Source organism: Actinomadura rugatobispora (assembly GCF_042656285.1).
Lineage (GTDB): Bacteria > Actinomycetota > Actinomycetes > Streptosporangiales > Streptosporangiaceae > Spirillospora > Spirillospora rugatobispora.
Genome location: NZ_JBHSON010000025.1, coordinates 97,633 through 115,255, shown reverse-complemented (window position 1 = coordinate 115,255; position 17,623 = coordinate 97,633). Strand labels below are relative to the sequence as shown.

At 73.3% G+C, this 17,623-nt stretch carries 7 protein-coding genes; all 7 read right to left on the bottom strand.

Annotated elements, in window-relative coordinates; genetic code table 11:
* Window positions 1-2,646 (bottom strand): glycoside hydrolase family 127 protein (locus ACFPZN_RS19660; RefSeq protein WP_378283467.1); only part of this gene is annotated, 2,646 nt, incomplete at its 3' end.
* The gene (locus ACFPZN_RS19655; protein WP_378283466.1) at window positions 2,643-4,733 is read right to left on the bottom strand and encodes an alpha-L-rhamnosidase-related protein; all 2,091 of its coding nucleotides are present in this window, start codon (window positions 4,731-4,733) and stop codon (window positions 2,643-2,645) included. The genes ACFPZN_RS19660 and ACFPZN_RS19655, both read right to left, overlap by 4 nt.
* Window positions 4,734-4,836: 103 nt before the next feature.
* On the bottom strand, window positions 4,837-7,833 hold the full coding sequence (locus ACFPZN_RS19650; RefSeq protein ID WP_378283465.1) for a glycosyl hydrolase: 2,997 nt from the start codon (window positions 7,831-7,833) through the stop codon (window positions 4,837-4,839).
* 95 nt (window positions 7,834-7,928) lie between these two features.
* A complete protein-coding gene (locus ACFPZN_RS19645) occupies window positions 7,929-10,637 on the bottom strand; it encodes a family 78 glycoside hydrolase catalytic domain (protein WP_378283464.1) in 2,709 nt (902 codons plus the stop codon).
* A gap of 140 nt (window positions 10,638-10,777) precedes the next feature.
* Entirely contained in the window at window positions 10,778-13,789 is a 3,012-nt protein-coding gene (locus ACFPZN_RS19640; RefSeq protein WP_378283463.1) for a family 78 glycoside hydrolase catalytic domain, read from the bottom strand.
* 295 nt (window positions 13,790-14,084) lie between these two features.
* Window positions 14,085-15,491, bottom strand: a complete 1,407-nt coding sequence (locus tag ACFPZN_RS19635) for an arabinose isomerase (protein WP_378283462.1) — start codon at window positions 15,489-15,491, stop codon at window positions 14,085-14,087.
* Between the two features lie 79 nt (window positions 15,492-15,570).
* Window positions 15,571-17,622, bottom strand: coding sequence for a bifunctional aldolase/short-chain dehydrogenase (locus ACFPZN_RS19630; protein ID WP_378283461.1), 2,052 nt, complete (start codon window positions 17,620-17,622; stop codon window positions 15,571-15,573).
* Between the last annotated feature and the right edge of the window lies 1 nt (window position 17,623).

Here is a 17,623-nt window from a genome sequence, read left to right as displayed (position 1 = left end):
GGCCGGCCCCCACGACGGCCTTCCGCGCTGGTGCAGCGCGCCCACGTCAGAACCTCTCTGGGGGGACGACCCCCCAGACCCCCCGGCAACGGCTTCGCCGACATTCCTCGCTCCGCTGCGGATGTCGGCGGCCGGGAGCGCGTGGTTGTAGAGGCGGAAGTCGGCGGCCTGGCCGTGCATGAACGGGTGGCGGGTGTCCTGGGACCGGCCGACGAAGTTGTTCGACGTGGCGCCCAGGGCCAGCGGGCTCATGATCAGGCCGTTCTTGCGGCCCGCCTCGGCTCCGTCGACGTACAGGACGGCCGAGCCGCCGCCCTCGGCGGTGACGGCGACCGCGACGTGCGTCCAGGCCCCGGTGGGGAGGGCCGCGGGGGCGTCGGCGAAGTCCTCGCCCTCCATCCCGCCGAGCTTCATCGAGAACCGCGCCCGGCCCGATCCGGTGCGCGCGTTCACGTAGAAGAACGTCTGCCGGTTGAAGCCCAGATCGAAGACCCGCACGTTGTTGGTGACCGTCTCCAGCCGGACCCACAGCGCGACCGTGAGCGCGTCCAGCCCGGCGAGCAGGCCGGGCGGCAGGACGGCGTGCCCGCCGGTGCCGTCCAGCGACAACGTCCCGTCGCTCCAGGCCGCCGGGCCGGTGAGGCGCGCCGCGGGCCAGGCGCCGGTGGCGTCGGCCGCGGTCGTCCCGCGCCCCTCGTCCAGGGGATAGTGGGCGACCAGGCCGGGACGGTGGCGCGGCGCCGGGGTCGCCCAGTACACGTTGTAGCGCTGGTGGTGGACCTCGGCGAACGGCATCAGCGTCACGTCGGCCCCGTCCGCCCGCGCCGTGTAGCGCAGCGGCTCGCCGCGGACGGGCGCCAGCGAGCGCGGGTCGATGGCCGGGAAGGTGTTGAGGTCCCGGTCGCCGTACGCGCCCGCCAGGACGACCGGGCCGTGCGTCACGGCCTGGACGTGGGGGTTGTCGGGCGCCTTCCGCCAGACCGGCTCCATCGGCATGGCCAGCTCGATCGTGTCGCCCGGCCGCCAGTGCCGCTCGATCGTGGCGTAGGCGCCGGGCCGGGCGTCGTTGCCCAGGCCGGGCACGGCCCTGCCGTTCACGCGGATCCGGGCGCGGCGGCCGCGCGCGTCCAGCCAGCCCGGGATCCGGATCTTGACGGCGAAGCGGCCGCCGCCCTCGGTGATCGTGAGCCGGGTGGTCTCCGCGTGCGGGTAGCCGGTCTCCTGGCGGACGCGGACGCCCCGCTCCGCCCAGTGCACCTCGGAGGGGACGAACAGGTTGACGTACAGGGCGTTCCGCGAGCGGAAGTAGACGCTGTCGGCGAACTTGGTGTGCGTCTCCAGGCCCGTCCCGTGGTCGCAGGAGAAGTTGTCGTAGTCGCCGCTGTAGCTGCCGGGCGCCGCCCCCAGCCCGCCCTTGGGTTTGCGCTCCGACCCGGGGAACAGTCCTGTGTAGTAGGTGACGAAGCCGTGCGCGGACCGCGGGTCCTGCTCCCCCAGCATCTGGTTGAGCAGCGCCCACTCGTAGTAGTCCATGTACTCGGCCGAGCCCGGGTCGTGGAAGAACAGCAGCCGGGTCAGCTTGAGCATGTTGTAGGTGTTGCAGTTCTCGCAGGTGTCCTCGCTGAGGCGGCTGACCAGTTCGCGGGGCGGGCCGAAGAACTCCTGGTTGCTGTTGCCGCCGATCACGTAGGTGTGGTCGTGGACGACGGTGTCCCAGAAGAACGCCGCGATGTCGCGGTAGCGGCGCTCCCCCGTGGCCTCGTACTCGCGGACCGCCCCGACCACCTTGGGGATCTGGGTGTTGGCGTGCTCGCCGTCGAGGGCGTCGCGGCGCTCCGCCAGCGGCACGTACAGCTCGTCGTGGTCGAAGCGGCGGGCGGTGGCCAGGTGCGCCGGATCCCCGGTGACCATGTGCAGCTCGGCGAGCACGTCGTTCATGCCGCCGAACTCCACCCGCAGCAGCCCCTGCATCCGCTCGCGGGACAGCTTGGAGGTGCGGGCGTCCGCCCAGCCCGCCATGCCCTTCACCACGTCCAGGGCCTGCCGGTTGCCGCTGAGCCGGTACTGGTCCAGCAGCCCGGCCATGATCTTGTGGATGGTGTAGTACGGCGCCCAGGGCTTGGCGCCCGCCTCCAGCTGGTCGAAGGTCTCCTCTCCGAACGCCGACAGGTAGCCGCGGGTGAAGCCCGCGCCGGGCGAGGCGGCCTGGCACTTGGCCAGCTCCGCCACCAGGTGGCGGGCCTTGGCGGAGTACGCGTCGTCCCCCGTGTTGGCGTGCGCCTGGGCCAGCGCCGTCAGCAGGTGGCCGGTGGTGTGGCCGCGCAGCAGGACGTTCGGGGCCTCCCAGCCGCCGCACGGCTCCGCCGAGGAGGGCAGGCCCACGTTCAGGCGGAAGGTGTGCAGCAGCCGGTCGGCGTCGATGAACTTCAGGTAGGCGCAGGTCCGGAGCATGTTGTCGCGGAACGGGCCGTCCAGCAGCGTGACGGCCGACAGCGGGAACGGCGACACCCGTGCGGTGACGGCCCCGGCGGCCGTGTCCGCCGCAGAGGCGGGACGGGCCGCGGGGACGCCGATGCCGACGGCCGTCGCCGTGGCGCCCGCCGTGCCGATGAAGGCACGGCGGGAAACCTGGCCGGCCCCGCTCACCGGGCGCCCAGGCGGTCGCTGCTGATGGAGTGGCCGCCGCGCAGCCCGTTCAGGTAGACGTACTCCCCGTCGGTGTAGGCGTGGTAGTTGCCCCGGGCCTTGCCCTTGGCGCCGTCCCAGACCTTCTTGCCGTCGACGTAGACGTCGATGCGCGAACCGAAGGTGGGCACGCCCGCACGCCCCTCGGCGCCGCGCGGCGCGTTCAGCTTGGCGCTGTACTCGCCCTTGGCCACCTTCCAGGACGCGTCCACCGCGCCGTAGGTGGTGGTGATGCGGCCCTGGGCGAAGGACAGGTCGGCAGTGTGCGGGACGAAGTCGAACGTCCGCCCGCCCGTGCCGGTGACGTTGAGCCCCAGCACGTAGAAGGTGAGCGCGGGGGTCGGGCCCGTCGCCCAGGCGTGGGCCAGGCTCACGTAGGAGCTGCAGAAGACGCAGCCGTCCTCGGGGTTGCGGAACGACTCCCAGAAGGTGCTCTTGGTGCCCTGCGGGTGGTTGAGCATGTAGCCCCACTGGCGCCGGATGATGTCCACGCCCGCCTTGTCGGCGGCCTGCCCGCCCGCGGCGAAGTGGGCGTTGACCTCCATCGAGCCGGAGAAGACCCCGGGGTTGCCCTTGTTCTCGGGGGCGGTCGTGGCGACCGAGTTCCAGTTGCCGGTGAGCTTGGCGCTGACGCGGCGGGCCTTCTCGCGGTCGGCCAGGCCGTACCAGACCGCGAGCGAGTTGCCGTCCTGGGCGTGGATCGGGGAGTCGGGGTAGAACTTGTAGGCCCCGGCGGCCTCGTCCCACAGGTGGGTGTCGACGGCGGTGCGCAGTGCCTTGGCCCGCTCGGCGTACGACGCGGCCAGCTCCTTGTCCCCCTGGACGGCGGCGAGCCGCGACCCGGTGTCCAGGACGCGCCACAGCAACACGTTGGCGATGAGGTTCTCGCCCTTGGCCAGGATCCGCACCGAGTCGGAGGTGCCCGTGATGGACAGCAGCCCCCGGTCGTTCACCTTGCCGGTGGTGTACTCGACGGCGTGCTTGTAGCGGCCCCACACGTCCGCCAGCCACCGCCGGTCACCGGTGTAGTTGTAGTAGTCCCAGCTCGCGGCCAGGGTCCACAGGTGGTAGGTGTCCGAGCCGTACTTCTCCAGCATCGGCCCGGCGTAGGGCAGCTCCCCGGTGTCGCGCTGGTGCTGGTAGACGGTGGTGAGCGCGTTGCGGGCCGAGACGGTGTCGTTGAACGCCGCGTACGCCGCCGGGATCTCGATGCCCAGGTCGCCCGGCCACACGGTGCGGTCGCGCTTGGCGCCGTCCACCAGGATGGTGTCGCCGACGCCGATCGTGCCGCCGTTGTCCCACAGCTGCGCCGGCGCCTCCCAGACCCGGCCGGTCTTGGGCGCGATGGTGTTGAGCTGGACGGTGTAGGCGCCCGCGTACCAGATCCGGTTGAGGAGCTCGTCGCTGGAGTAGAAGTGGTTGGCGTAGCGGGCGGGGTCCTTCATCTTGGGCGCGGGGGTGAAGTGGAGGGAGACCCCGTCCAGCTCCACCCGCCCGGCCGACTCCAGGAAGATCGTCAGGTAGCGGAAGCCGCCGCGCAGGTACTTGGCCGGGGTCGTGTACGTGGTACGGCCGTCGACGTCGGTGGACAGGGCGCCGTCGCGGCTGCGCGGGCCGCCGGTGGAGGCGTCGCTGGTGGGCTGGCCCGCGTACACCGACGACTCCGAGAACGCCAGCCCGACCTTCTGCGGCCCGTCCGACCCGGCGAAGTTCACCGTGGTCAGGCCGCTGACCTCCTTGCCGAAGTCCAGCGTGACGGACGCCCCGGCGCCGCTCAGGGCGGTCCGCCGCCCCTTGAGCACCGCCTGCGGGTCGGTGACCTCGCCCTGCGTGGCGAAGATCGCGACGGGGCGGATCGTCCGGTCGGAGGGCGAGAGGTTGTAGGCGTCCCAGGGCCGGGCGGGGCGCCGGTCGTCGGCGGCGCTCGTGGCCGCCGGGGCGGTGACGACCAGCGGGACGGTGACCGCCGCCAGGCCCAGGGCCAGTGCGGCCCGGCCGCGCACGCGCTTGACTACGGAGCTTCCATCTCTGACTACGCTGTGCTGCATGGGTTCCTCGTGTTCCGGTTCGCTACTGGACGGGGGATGAGGGATTCACCGTGCGGGAGGGCGGTGCCAGCGCCCTCCCGCACGCTTTCTCGGGGGATCGGCGTCAGGAGGCCCCGACGGTCGCCTCGCCGTACGGGACGAGCCGGACCGGCCCGACCAGCCCGTAGTTCTGCCGGGACGCGCCGCCGTAGACGGCCGGGTCGGATACCCGGAGCCGGTTGTTGAGCGTGGTGGCGACCTCCACCTCGATCGTGTTGGCGCCGCGCCGCAGGTACGGGCCGACGTCCACGACCGGGTTGATCAGGTCGACGGCCGGCAGCCGCCGCCCGTTGACCGTCACCCGGCAGGTGTCGAAGACCTCGCCGAGCTCCAGGTACGCGCCGGGCCAGCCGTCCCGGCCGAGGTCGACCGTGGCGGTGTAGCGGCCGACGCCGGAGACGTCGGCCAGCTCGGGGATCTGCGGCCACGGCTTGAGCGCGTCCAGGACGAGGTCGTGCCGGACGGTCGCGGTCTCGGCCGCGGTGCGGCCGGGCCGGAAGTCCTCGACCTGCAGCCGCCACCCGGTGAGGGCGATCGGGGCGGGCAGCTCCGCGATGGTGGCGGGGGCGGTGCGGCCGCCGGGCAGGGTCGTGGTGTACGTCCCCGCCCTGGTGTCGCGGATCGCCAGCCGGTTCCCGGGGACGACGCGGATCTCGGCGGCCTCGGTGGCGGTGGCATAGGGGGCGGCGCGCCCGGGGGCGGGCCGGGCCAGGGCGATGGCGGTGGCCTCGCCCGGCTGCAGCGCCACCCGCAGCGTGACCGTGTCGCCGTCGGCCCGGTAGAGGGCGATCGGCTCGATCTCGCCGGTCCAGAGGTCGAGCCGGTGCGGCACGGCCCTCCGGTCGGTCCGGGTCAGCGTGACCTCGTGGTCGATGGCCGCGATCGGCGGCTTGGGGGTCTCGCTGTGCTTGCCGTTGACCAGGTAGTAGTAGTCGATGTCGTCCTCGGCCCGGTGGGCGTGCAGGAGGGTCGAGGCGGTGGCGTAGGTGACGTCCCGGCGCACGCCCAGGGCCTCCAGGGCGCCGGGGACCTCCGGCTCGGTGGCGACGGCGCGCACCTTCGGCTGGGCGAACAGCTGCTTCAGGACGGCCCGCAGCTCCTCGTTCTCGCCGTCCTTGGCGACGCCGGGGACGGTGGCGGCGCTCCAGTCGCCCACGAAGACGACCGGCAGTCCCTTGCGGGTGAGGTCGAGGATGCGCCGAGCGGCGGAGACGGTGAGGGTGGTCTCCCTTCCGGAGAAGCGGTCGCCCTCGACGAACAGGGCCTTGTAGGCGGGGCCGCGCGGGGCGAGCCGTCCGCCGGAGACGGTCGCGCTGGGCAGGTCCAGGACGGGCTCGCTGGCGAACTGGTGGGTCCAGCCGATCGGGATGCCGCTGGCGGTGAACCAGCCCGCCCCGATGCCGGTCTTGCTGAGGCCCTTCTGCCGGAAGACGGCGATGTCGATCCGGTTCTGCCCGGCCTGGGTCAGCTGGTGGACGCGCCCCAGGTAGGCCGACACGTCCGGGGCGTGTCGCCAGGTGGGCTGGCGCGGGCCCCACGACTCGGCGTACCCGATCCCGCCGTTGTAGGGGGTGAACCCCGCGAACCCCGGCCAGTTGACTCCGGGGGCGGTCGCGTAGGAGAACCCGTGCAGCACGGTCATGTTGAGACCGGCCGCGTAGGCGCCGCCCATGGTGCGCAGCAGCTTGTCCCAGGTGGTGTTGTACGCGCCGCCCTGGTACGCGCCGGCCTCGCACGACAGCACCTTGCGCCCGCCCAGGTCGCGGCCGCCCGCCAGGGTGCGGTAGTCGTCGAGGTTCTTGAACCCGAGCGACTCCCCCTCGGGGATGTCGACGATGGCGGCGGCGTGGATGGTGTCGGTCTGGAGTCCGTAGGGCTGGGCGCGGAACTCCAGGCCGATCGAGTGCGCCCACGTGGTGAGCGGGACGAAGTGGTGCTCGTTGAACAGCTCGGAGACGGTCAGCCAGAAGTCGTGGCGGGCGTGCCGGGTCACGTCCGCCTCGTAGGAGAACACCGGGTCCTCGTCGTTCAGCACGATCACCGGCAGGTACGGCTCCAGCGCGTACCCGCGGCGCTTCTGGAACTCCCCGGCCAGGCCGGGGGTCCAGTTGAGCGCCTCGGTCTCCAGCTCGATGGAGTCCTCGAACAGGGCCCCGCCCGCCTGCCGGATCAGCCGCCGGATCTTCGGGGTGAGCAGCCGCTCCTCCCAGAAGTCGATGACGGCCTGGGTGCCGGCGCGGCTGAAGTGGTCGACGACCGCGCAGTCCGGGGCGCTGTGCGGCCCGGACTCGGGGCGCTGCCCGCTGCCGCGCCGCCAGTACGACAGCAGCAGCCACTCCCCGTCCTCGGGCGCGGTCCAGGCGATCCGGCCGTCCCTGACGCGGGAGGTGAGGTCCTGCCAGGTGCCGCGGGCGAGGCCGACGACCTTCCCGCTGTTGTTGGCGGGGTCCTTGCGCACGGCGTGGACGGCCTCCAGGTGCCGCCGCGTCACCCCGGTGTGCGGGCCGACGGCGGGTTCGGGCACGGGCCCGTCGTGGGTCGCTCCCCCGGCGACGGTGACCGTCCCGTACGCCAGTTCCTGGACGGCGGCCGGGCTGTCGGGCGTGATGTCCGGGACGGCGGCGGGCCAGGCGGGGCCGATGGTGAGGTCCACGGTGATGCCGCGCTTGCGCGCCTGGTCCAGCGCGGCCTCGACGCCCGCGTTCCAGGCGGGGGTGCCCCAGCCGTGGTGCACGGGGTCCAGGACGGACTTGTCGCGGATGCTGTGGTGCACCGCGACGATCTCCGCGCCGCCGAAGCCCGCGTCGGCGATCTGGTCGATCTCCCGCCGGATCTCGGCGGGCGTGACGTGCGCGTCCGGCCACCACCAGCGGAACTTGGGCCGGACCGCCGCGGCGGGGCGCGCGAAGCGGGCCTCGGGCAGCCCCGTCGCGGCGTGGGCGACCGCTCCGCCCCCCAGGGGCAGGGCGGCGGCGACCATCGCGCCCCCGCCGGCCACCGTGCCGATCTGCAGCACGTGGCGGCGGGTGAGCCCGTCCTGCCCGGTGCGGTCGTCGTTCATGGATCCTCCTGATGATGCGGGGTGGGTCGGGGCCCGCCGGAGAGGCGGGCCGGTGGGTGGTGGCGGGGGGCGAATGGCGGGGGGCGGCGGATCGGTCAGCTGGTGAAGGAGACGCGACCGGAGCCGACCTCGTAGACGGCGTGGCCGTCGCGCATCCCGGTGAAGCGGGCCTGGCCCTTCACCCGCACGCGGTCGGCGGAGGCCGCGGGGACGTGCACCTCGGCGCGCATGTTCACGGGCACGTCGACGGTCATGGAGAAGCCGCCGCCACGCCTGCTCCAGTCGACGGACACGTCGCCGCGCTGGAGCGGGATGGTGCCCGAGGCCCGGTCCACGCCGGAGGCCGGCGGGCGGACCCGCACCGTGGCGCCCGCAGGGGCGGTCACGGTCACGCCCAGCAGGGTGCGGTTGATGTCCAGCAGCGCGGTGGCGCCCCAGGGGTGGGAGTGGCTCTGCCCGGTCTCCGGTGCGTCCCAGGACTCCCAGGTGAACGTGCCGCCCCGGGCCAGGATGTTGCCCCAGCCAGGCCCCTGGGTGTCGGTGAGCCGGGTGACGAAGGAGTCGGGCCGCTCGCCCAGCGCCTGCATCAGCCGGTGCACGGTGAACGGGCCCATCCGCATGCCCAGGCCCGCGGTGTAGTCGAGCACCTTGGCGCGGTCGGCGGCGGGCGTGACCCCGTAGGCGAGCGCGTAGGCGTTGGCGATCTGCGAGGCGTGCGCGCTCTGCGAGCCGTCGGCCTTGAGCCCGTCGATGTAGACGCCGTCGGAGGAGCGGCGCAGCTTGGCGTTGACGGCCTCGGTGAGGGCCTGCGCCTCGCGGCGGAACGCGGCCGCCTCGTCCTTCCTGCCGAGCGCCTCGGCCGTACGGGCGGAGGCGTTGAACACGTCCACCCCCAGCACGTTGATCACCGTGCGGGCGGCGGTGTCCATGTCGTGCCCGTAGCGCATGGTCGCGGGCCAGTCGATGATCCCGTACTGGTACTGGCCCGACCCTCCGGTCAGGTTGACGACCAGGCCGCTGCCGGCGTCGATGTGCCGGCGCACGTACCCGGCCACCGCGTTCATCACCGGATACGCCACGGCGAGGGTGTCGGTGTCGCCGGACTGCTCGTAGTAGTCCCAGACCCAGCCGGGGAACATCTCGGTGTAGTCGGGGATGTCGCGCTTGCCGTCGCCGTTGGGGTAGACGGCGTTGAGGCGGCCGTCGGGCCAGTAGCGGGCCTGGGAGGCGATGAACTCCCGGATGGCCTGGCGGCTGAGGCGGCGCTCCCCGTACGCGGCCATCGTGGCCAGGGAGACGTCCGCCGAGTCGCCGAGGAACTGGCCCTTCTCGCGGGTCGGGGTGTCCAGGAACTGGGTCTGCGAGCCGTACAGGGCCGACCGGCGCATCAGGTCGTAGGTGGCGTCGACCCCGCGGTCGGAGGTGCGCAGCCTCGCCGTCCGGGACAGGTCCACGTCGGTGTGCTGGACGACCGCGCTGATGTCGCCGGGTTCGGCGCCGCCGCCGGGCGCGATCTCGAAGTAGCGGAAGCCCTCGTAGGTGAAGGCGCGGAAGGTCTGGTCGCCGTCGCGCTGGGTGTAGCCGTAGCTGAGGTCGGTGCTCTGGTTGTCGCTCTTGGAACGTGACACCGAGCCGTCGGCCGTCAGCACGTACCCGGCGTCCATGTCCACGTGCCGCCCGGCCCGGCCGTCGCGGAACCGCACGACCGGGACGGCCGGGATGACCTTGCCGAAGTCGGCGACCAGCGCGCCCGAGGGCAGCCGGGTCACCTTCCGCGGCCGGACCGTGGTGTAGGAGAGCCCGGCCTCCTGGCCCTGCAGCTTCTTGAACACCGGGGTCGGGTGGGCGCCGGCGACCTGGGCGGGCTGCCAGCCGGAGGCGTCGAAGCCGGGGCGGTCCCAGCCGCGCAGCGCCTCCTCGGCGGGGCCGTCGATCTCCTCGACGTAGTCGCCGCCGTCGCCGTTGCGGCGCGGCGCCTGCTTCCACGGGCCGCGCTGGACCTGCCAGGTGCCGTCGGTGACGACGACCTGGCGGCTGCCGTCGGCGTGCTCGATCACCAGCCGCACCAGCAGGCCGGGCTCGCCCTTGGGACGGCCCTGGCCCGACCCGTACCAGTGGACGAGGGCGCCGAGGGTCGCCTGCCCGGCGCGCAGCTTGCCGGTGACGTCGACCGTCCGGTAGAAGCCGTCGTCGGGGTAGGCGAAGGCCGGTCCCCGGTCGACGACCTCCCCGTTGAGGTGCAGGGCGTACTGGTGGCTCGCGGCGATGTGGACGCGCGCCCTGACCACCTTGGACGCGCCCACGGTGATGTCCTTGCGGGCCAGGGTGTAGTCGTCGGCCTCGGCCGTGGTTCGGCGGATCCAGCTCGCCTGCCAGTCCTGGTCGCGCAGCCCGACCTCGAACGAGGCGGGCCGCGACCAGGCCGAGCGCTTGCCCGTCCGGTCCCAGGTGCGGACGGTCCAGGTGTAGGCGGCGCCGCGGGCGAGGGCGGGGCCCGCGTACGGCACGTACTCCTGCCGCGCCGAGTCCACCTTGCCGCTGTCCCAGACGGTCTCGCCCCTTCCCTTGGACGGGTCGCTCCGCACGACGATCTGGTACGCCGACTGGACCTCGCCGGGGTCGACGTCACGGGGACGCCAGCCGAACATGGGCGTGCCCTCCACGTTCAGGGGCTCGGCCCGGTCGCCCACGGTGAGCTGGGCGGGAGCCTGCGGGGCGTGCCCGGCGGCGCGCACCGCCGCGCTGGAGGTGCCGGGCGCCGCCACGACGGGGACGAGCAGCGCAGCCGCAGTGAGGGAGGCCATCAGGGCATGACGCGGTCGACGGGGGGTCATGGATCTCCTCGTGCCGGGGGGTGTGCGGGAGGTGTGCGGGCGGGCGGGGCGAGAGGGCGGGCGGGCCGCCCTCCCGCCCCGATGCGGGGTCGAGGGTGGAGTGGGGTGGGTCAGCCGGTGCCGGACGGAGCGGTGAAGCGGTACGAGCCGGAGCCGACCTCGAAGACGGCGGCGCCGTCCTGCGTCCGCAGGAAGCGGGCGCCGCGCTGCGACACCTCCGCGGCCGACCGGGCGGGGACCCAGACCTCGGCGGTGGCGTTCACGGGGACGGACACCGACAGGTCGAACCGGCCTCCCTTGACCGACCAGTTCGTCTCGACGGGGCCGTAGACCGAGTCGTAGCGGCCCCCGGCGCGGCGCACGTCGCCGCCGGGTCGCGGGCGGATCACGGTGCGGCGGTAGCCGGGCTCACCGGCGCCGATGCCGGCGATGTTCTCGTACATCCACTCGCCGACGGCGCCGTAGGCGTAGTGGTTGAAGGAGTTCATGCCCTCGTCCTGGAAGGTCCCGTCGGGCTTGATGGAGTCCCAGCGCTCCCACATGGTGGTCGCGCCCTTGTCGATCTGATAGCCCCAGGACGGGAAGGTGCGCTGGTGCAGCAGCCGGTAGGCCACGTCGGTGTGCCCGGTCGCGGTCAGGACGGGCAGCAGTTCGGGCGTCCCGAGGAACCCGGTGGACAGGTGCCAGTCCCGCGCCTTGATCAGTTCGACGAGGCGGTCGGCGGCGGGCTTGCGGGCGGCCTCCGGCAGCATGTCCATGGACAGCGCCAGCGCGTAGGCGGTCTGGGTGTCGCCCTTGACGCGGGCGCCGCCCTCGGTGACGTAGGCCTTGGTGAACGCCTCGCGCACCCGTCCGGCCAGCTCGTCGTACCGCTTGCCGTCGTCCGCCTTGCCGAGGGTGCGGGCGACCTTGGCGACCAGGCCGGCGGCGTGGGCGAAGTAGGCGGTGCCGATGACGTCCTTGGGCGTCTCGTCGTCGACGTTCAGCCAGTCGCCGTACCCGGAGGCGGGGCGGAGCAGGCCGTCGCTGTTGTTCTCCAGGTAGGTGATCCACTTCTGCATCGCGGGGTAGCCGGTCTCCAGGACCCGCCGGTCGCCGTACGCCTGGTACAGGTTCCAGGGGACGGTGACGCCCGCGTCGCCCCATCCGGCCGCGCCGCCGCCGATGAACCCGACCTTGGGCGCGACGTCGGGGAACGCGCCGTCGGCGGACTGGGCGTCGCGCATGTCCTGCATCCACTTGGACAGGAAGCGGGCCGACTCCATGGTGTAGGTGGCGGTGCGGGAGAAGACGTTGATGTCGCCCGACCAGCCCATCCGCTCGTCGCGCGCGGGGGTGTCGGTGGGGATGGTCAGGAAGTTGCCGCGCTGGCCCCAGGTGATGTTGCTGTGCAGCTGGTCGAGCATCGGCACGTTCGTCTTGAACGACATCGTGAACGGCTCGGCGGTGTGCATGACCCGCCCGGTGATCGCGTCCGGGCCGGGGGTGCCCGGGTAGCCGGTCACCTCCACGTAGCGGAAGCCGTGGAAGGTGTACCGGGGTTCGTAGGTCTCGGTGCGGCCGCCGCCTTTGAGGGTGTAGGTGTCGGTGGCCTTGGCGGTGCGCAGGTTGCCGGTGTAGAGGCTCCCGTCCTTGTCGAGGACCTCGCCGTGGCGGAGCGTGACGGTCCTGCCGGCCTCGCCGGAGACGCGCAGCCGGACGGCGCCGACCATGTTCTGGCCGAGGTCGACGATGTGCACGCCCGGCTTCGGGCTGGTGATCTTGACGGGGCGGATCTCCCGCTCGACCCGGGTGGGGGCGTCGGGCTGGGCGACGGGCAGCGCCCTGGCCTCGCCGTTGACGATGACCGGCTTCCAGGCGGCGGCGTCGAATCCGGGACCGCTCCAACCGGGCGTCTCGGCGCGCGCGTCGTACGCCTCGCCCATCAGCAGGTCCGAGGACCGCACCGGGCCGGTGGCGCTGCGCCAGCTCGGGTCGGTGACGATCCGCTCGGACGTGCCGTCGGCGTAGTCGATCTGGAGCTGGGCGCGCAGCCAGGGCCGGGGCCCGTACTGCGCCGGGCCGAAGATGGCGATGTGCCCCGCGTACCAGCCGGGCGCGAGCGTGGCCCCGATCGCGTTGGCGCCGCCGCGCAGCAGCTTGGTGACGTCGTAGGTCTGGTACTGGACGCGGGTGTTGTAGTCGGTCCAGCCCGGGGCGAGCTCGTCGTTCCCTACCCGCCGGCCGTTGATCTCGGCGGTGTAGATCCCGAGCGCGGTGGAGTAGAGACGGGCTCGGGCGACCTTCCTGCCGTCGCCGATCCGGAAGTCCTTGCGGAGCTGGGAGGTGAGCCCGTCCGGGCCCGACGAGACGGTCTTGAACGAGAACCGCCGGTCGCCCTCCACCGCCTTGCCGTCCTTGTACGCCTGCCCGTGCGCGTAGCCGCCGCCGGTGTGGCCCCACCAGCCGATCTGGCCGGACGGCTCGGACTGCTCGATGTAGTACGTCCCGGCGGGCACCGCCTGCGGCAGCACCAGGGCCGCCTCGCCGTTGTCCGGGTGGTTCTCCACGCGGCGCCGCATGACCAGCTCGCCGCCGGGGCCGCCCTTGTAGAGGGAGACGGTCACGTCCGCGTCGGTGGTGTGCCAGGTCGGCATCGCGATCGCAACCTCGCTCACCGGCCGGTCGGCGGTGAACGTCTGCCCCTGGGTGCCCTCCCTGAGCTGGGACGGGTCGTTCTGGCCGGTGAAGGAGGTCGGCAGCGGCAGCGGGGAGTCGTGGCCGATCCACTGGCCGCCTAGGGTCCGGCCGTCCAGCAGGCCGGTCTCCCACCACGTGGGGCGGCTCCAGTCGGAGGGGCGCCCGGCCTCGTCCCACACCCGGACCGTCCAGTGGTAGCGGGTGCGCGGCTTGAGCGCGGGCCCGCCGTAGGGGACGAGCACCGACTGGCCGGAGGCGACCCTGCCGCTCTTCCACACGTCCCCGGCGGCGAGCCTGGACGCGCTGGACGCGACGCGGATCTCGTAGGCCGACTGCGACCGGCCGTTCCCGGACGCGCCGAGCCGCCAGCTCAGCCGGGGGCGCGGGTCGTCGAGGCCGAGCGGGTGCTCGCCGTACTCGGTCGTCGCCGCGAGCACGCGCACGCCGCCTCCGCCAGGCGCGGCGGCGGCGACGCCTCCGGCGGTCACGGTGAGGAGCAGGGCCGCTGGAAGAACGACGGGGAGGGAGGCAGGGAGGGAGAGGACTCTGGACGGTGTTCGCCGACGGGACACCCGCATGGGGCTACCTCCGGGTTTTGCGGGCACGGCGACCGGAGCCCTCGGCCGCGTCGCGACGGAGCGCGCGCGTCCGGGGCCGGTCACCGGCGCCTAGGGTGGGATCCCCCGATCACACTCTGCGGCTGGACAAGGGCACTGGGAACGGGGCGGTCCGGGTGGGTCAGGGGCTGACCTCCACGAGCTCGAGGTCCATCAGGTCGGCCACGGCCTTCAGATCGGCGATCCGGTGGCCGGTGCCGAGGGCCCAGTGGTGGGAGATCCCGGTGGCGCTCCAGGCGTCGATCCACTCCCCCGGATCGCAGCCGAAGTCCACCCGCGAGGTGGTGTTGCCGATCCGCAGCAGCGGCCCCTCGACGGTCTCGCCCTCGGAGGCGACGAACGCGAACCGGCCGTCCCGCCGCTGGATGATCCCGAACGCGGTGACCGGGCCGTGCCGGACGTCGAACTCCACCGACACGCCGTAGCCGCGCTTGCCGTGGTAGACGCCCAGGCCGCGCAGCAGCGGCCTGCGGGCGCTGATGGCCAGGTGCGCGGGGCCGTCGTGGCCCATCTCCACGTGGCCGCGGTGGAAGTCCAGCGCCTGCAGCTCGGTGAACGACCCGCCCGCGCCCAGCCGGTCGGCGACCAGCATGGCCAGCGAGGTGCGCAGCTCGTACTCGCCCGCCGCCGGGACGCCGCCGGCGGTGAGCAGCGAGGCGCCGAGGATCATCCCGGCGCCGAGCCGCTCGTGGATCTCCCCGTCCAGGCCGCGGTGGTAGTAGGCCAGGCTGTCGAGCCCGAAGTCCTCCACCAGGTGGTCCAGCCCCGCCGCGACGCGGGCCGCCCAGGCCAGGTCGTCGCCGTTGACCGATTCGGCCAGCTCGAAGACCTCCCGGGCCTCGTCCTCCTTGGCCTTGGCCTCGGCGTCGGTGACCTTCTCCACCCGCACCCGCAGGTCGTCGAACTCCAGCACCTCGACATGTCCGCCGAAGTTGGCGCTGACCAGCGTCAGGTCGGTGGAGACGTCGAGCATGCCCGGGTAGAGGTGGCCCATCAGTCCGTGCCGGCCCCTGCGCAGCGCGGCCCGCACCCCGGCGGCGCGCACCCAGCGGCCGATCTTCGCCCAGGCGCGCTCGTCCTCCAGGTGACCGGACACCGAGCGGAACGGGATCCCGCAGCGCATGAAGGCGTTGGCCATCTCCGGCAGCGGGCAGGCGCCGCAGTAGGCCAGCCACTGGCCGGTGTCGAAGGTCTCGTGGTCCATCGACTCGGTCGGCTGCAGGTTGATCAGCAGCACCGGGGCGCCGGACCGCTGGGCGACCGGCACCAGCATGGTGGCGGTCATGTAGGTGGTGAGGAAGCCGACGATGATGTCGCAGCCCGCCGCGCGCAGCCGCTCGGCCGCCGCGGCGCCCTCCTCGGCGTCGGAGATGAACCCGACGTCCACCACCTCGGCGCCCAGGCCCCGCATGCGCTCCGACACGCGCTCGGCCGACCGTTCGAGCTGCGGCAGCAGGTCGGGGAACTGCGGCCAGTAGGCGCCCAGCCCACCGGCGACCAGTCCCACCTTCACGGGATTGGCGGACATGTGTGCTCCCTGGGGGTGGAGGGGCGGGGGCGGCGCGGCTCCTGCGTGACCGGGCGCCGCCCCCACCTGTTCTGGGGGGTCAGCGGAGGAACGCGGCGGCGACTCCGGCGTCCACGGGCACGTGCAGCCCGGTGGTGTGGGTCAGGTCCCCGCCGGTGAGGGCGAAGACGGCGGCGGCGACGTGCTCGGGCAGCACCTCGCGCTTGAGCAGGGTGCGCTGGGCGTAGAACTCGCCGAGCTTCTCCTCCTCCACGCCGTAGACGGCGGCGCGCTTGGCGCCCCAGCCCCCGGCGAAGATGCCCGAGCCGCGCACCACCCCGTCGGGGTTGATGCCGTTGACCCGGATGCCGTGGCCGCCCAGCTCGGCCGCCAGCAGCCGCACCTGGTGGGCCTGGTCGGCCTTGGTGGCGCCGTAGGCGACGTTGTTCGGCCCGGCGAACACGGCGTTCTTGGAGGAGATGTAGACGATGTCGCCGCCCATGTCCTGGTCGACCATGACGCGGGCGGTCTCCCGGGAGACCAGGAACGAGCCGCGCGCCATCACGTCGTGCTGCAGGTCCCAGTCGGCGGCCGTGGTCTCCAGCAGCGGCTTGGAGATCGACAGCCCGGCGTTGTTGACCACCAGGTCGACGCCCCCGAAGGCCAGCACGGCGGCGCGCACGGCCGCGGCGATCTGCCCCTCGTCGGTGACGTCGACGGCGACCGCGATCGCGACGTCCGGCTCCCGGAGCGCGCCCGCGCCGATCTCGGCGGCGACCTTCTCCGCCCCGGCCAGGTCGCGGTCGGCGACCACGACGCAGGCGCCCTCGGCGGCCAGCCGGCGGGCGGTGGCCGCGCCGATGCCCGACCCGCCGCCGGTGACCAGCGCGACCCGGGTCGCCAGCGGCTTGGGCTTGGGCATCCGGCGGAGCTTGGCCTCCTCCAGCTCCCAGTACTCGATCCGGAACTTCTCCGACTCGGCGATGGGCGCGTAGGACGACAGCGCCTCGGCGCCGCGCATCACGTTGATCGCGTTGACGTAGAACTCGCCCGCGACCCGCGCGGTCTGCTTGTTGGCGCCGAAGCTGAACATGCCGACGCCGGGGACCAGCACGATCGCCGGGTCCGCGCCGCGCATCGCCGGGGAGCCGGCGGTGGCGTGCCGCGCGTAGTAGGCGGCGTAGTCCTCGCGGTAGCGGGCGTGCAGCTCGCGGAGGCGGGCGGTGACGTCCTCCAGCGGCGCGTCCGGCGGCAGGTCCAGCACCAGCGGCGCGACCTTGGTCCGCAGGAAGTGGTCCGGGCAGGAGGTGCCCAGCGCGGCCAGGCGCGGGTGCTCGGCGCGGGCGACGAAGTCCAGCACCTCGGGGCTGTCGGTGTAGTGCCCCACCTGCGGACGGTCGGTCGAGGCCAGGCCGCGGACCAGCGGGAACAGCGCGGCGGCGCGCTCGCGCCGGGCGTCCTCGGGCAGCGTCTCGTACACCACCTCGCCGAACGGGTCGGCCTTGCCGTGCTCGGCGATGAACGCCTCGGCGGTACGGATGATCTCCAGCGCGTTGGCCTGGCACTCCGCACTGGTCTCGCCCCAGGCGGTGATGCCGTGCCCGCCGAGGATCACGCCGATCGCGCCCGGGTTGTCCCGCTTGATCGCGGAGATGTCCAGGCCGAGCTGGAACCCGGGCCGCCGCCACGGCACCCACGGCACCCGGTCGCCGAAGATCCGCCGGGTCAGCTCCTCGCCGTCGGCGGCGGTCGCGATCGCGATGCCCGAGTCGGGGTGCAGGTGGTCGACGTGCGCGGCGTCGACCAGGCCGTGCATGGCGGTGTCGATGGACGGCGCCGCACCGCCCTTGCCGTGCAGGCAGAAGTCGAACGCGGCGACCATCTCGTCCTCGCGCTCGACGCCCGGGTAGACCTCCACCAGCGCGCGCATGCGGTCCAGCCGCAGCACGGCCAGCCCCGCCTCGGTGAGGGTGCCCAGGTCGCCGCCGGAGCCCTTGACCCACATCAGCTCGATGTCCCGGGCCGTCACGGGGTCGGTGACGGTGCCCTTGGCCGAGGCGTTGCCGCCCGCGTAGTTGGTGTTGCGCGGGTCCGAGCCCAGGGTGCGGGCCCGCTCCAGCAGGTGCTCCACCTCGGGTGGAGTGGCGGTCATG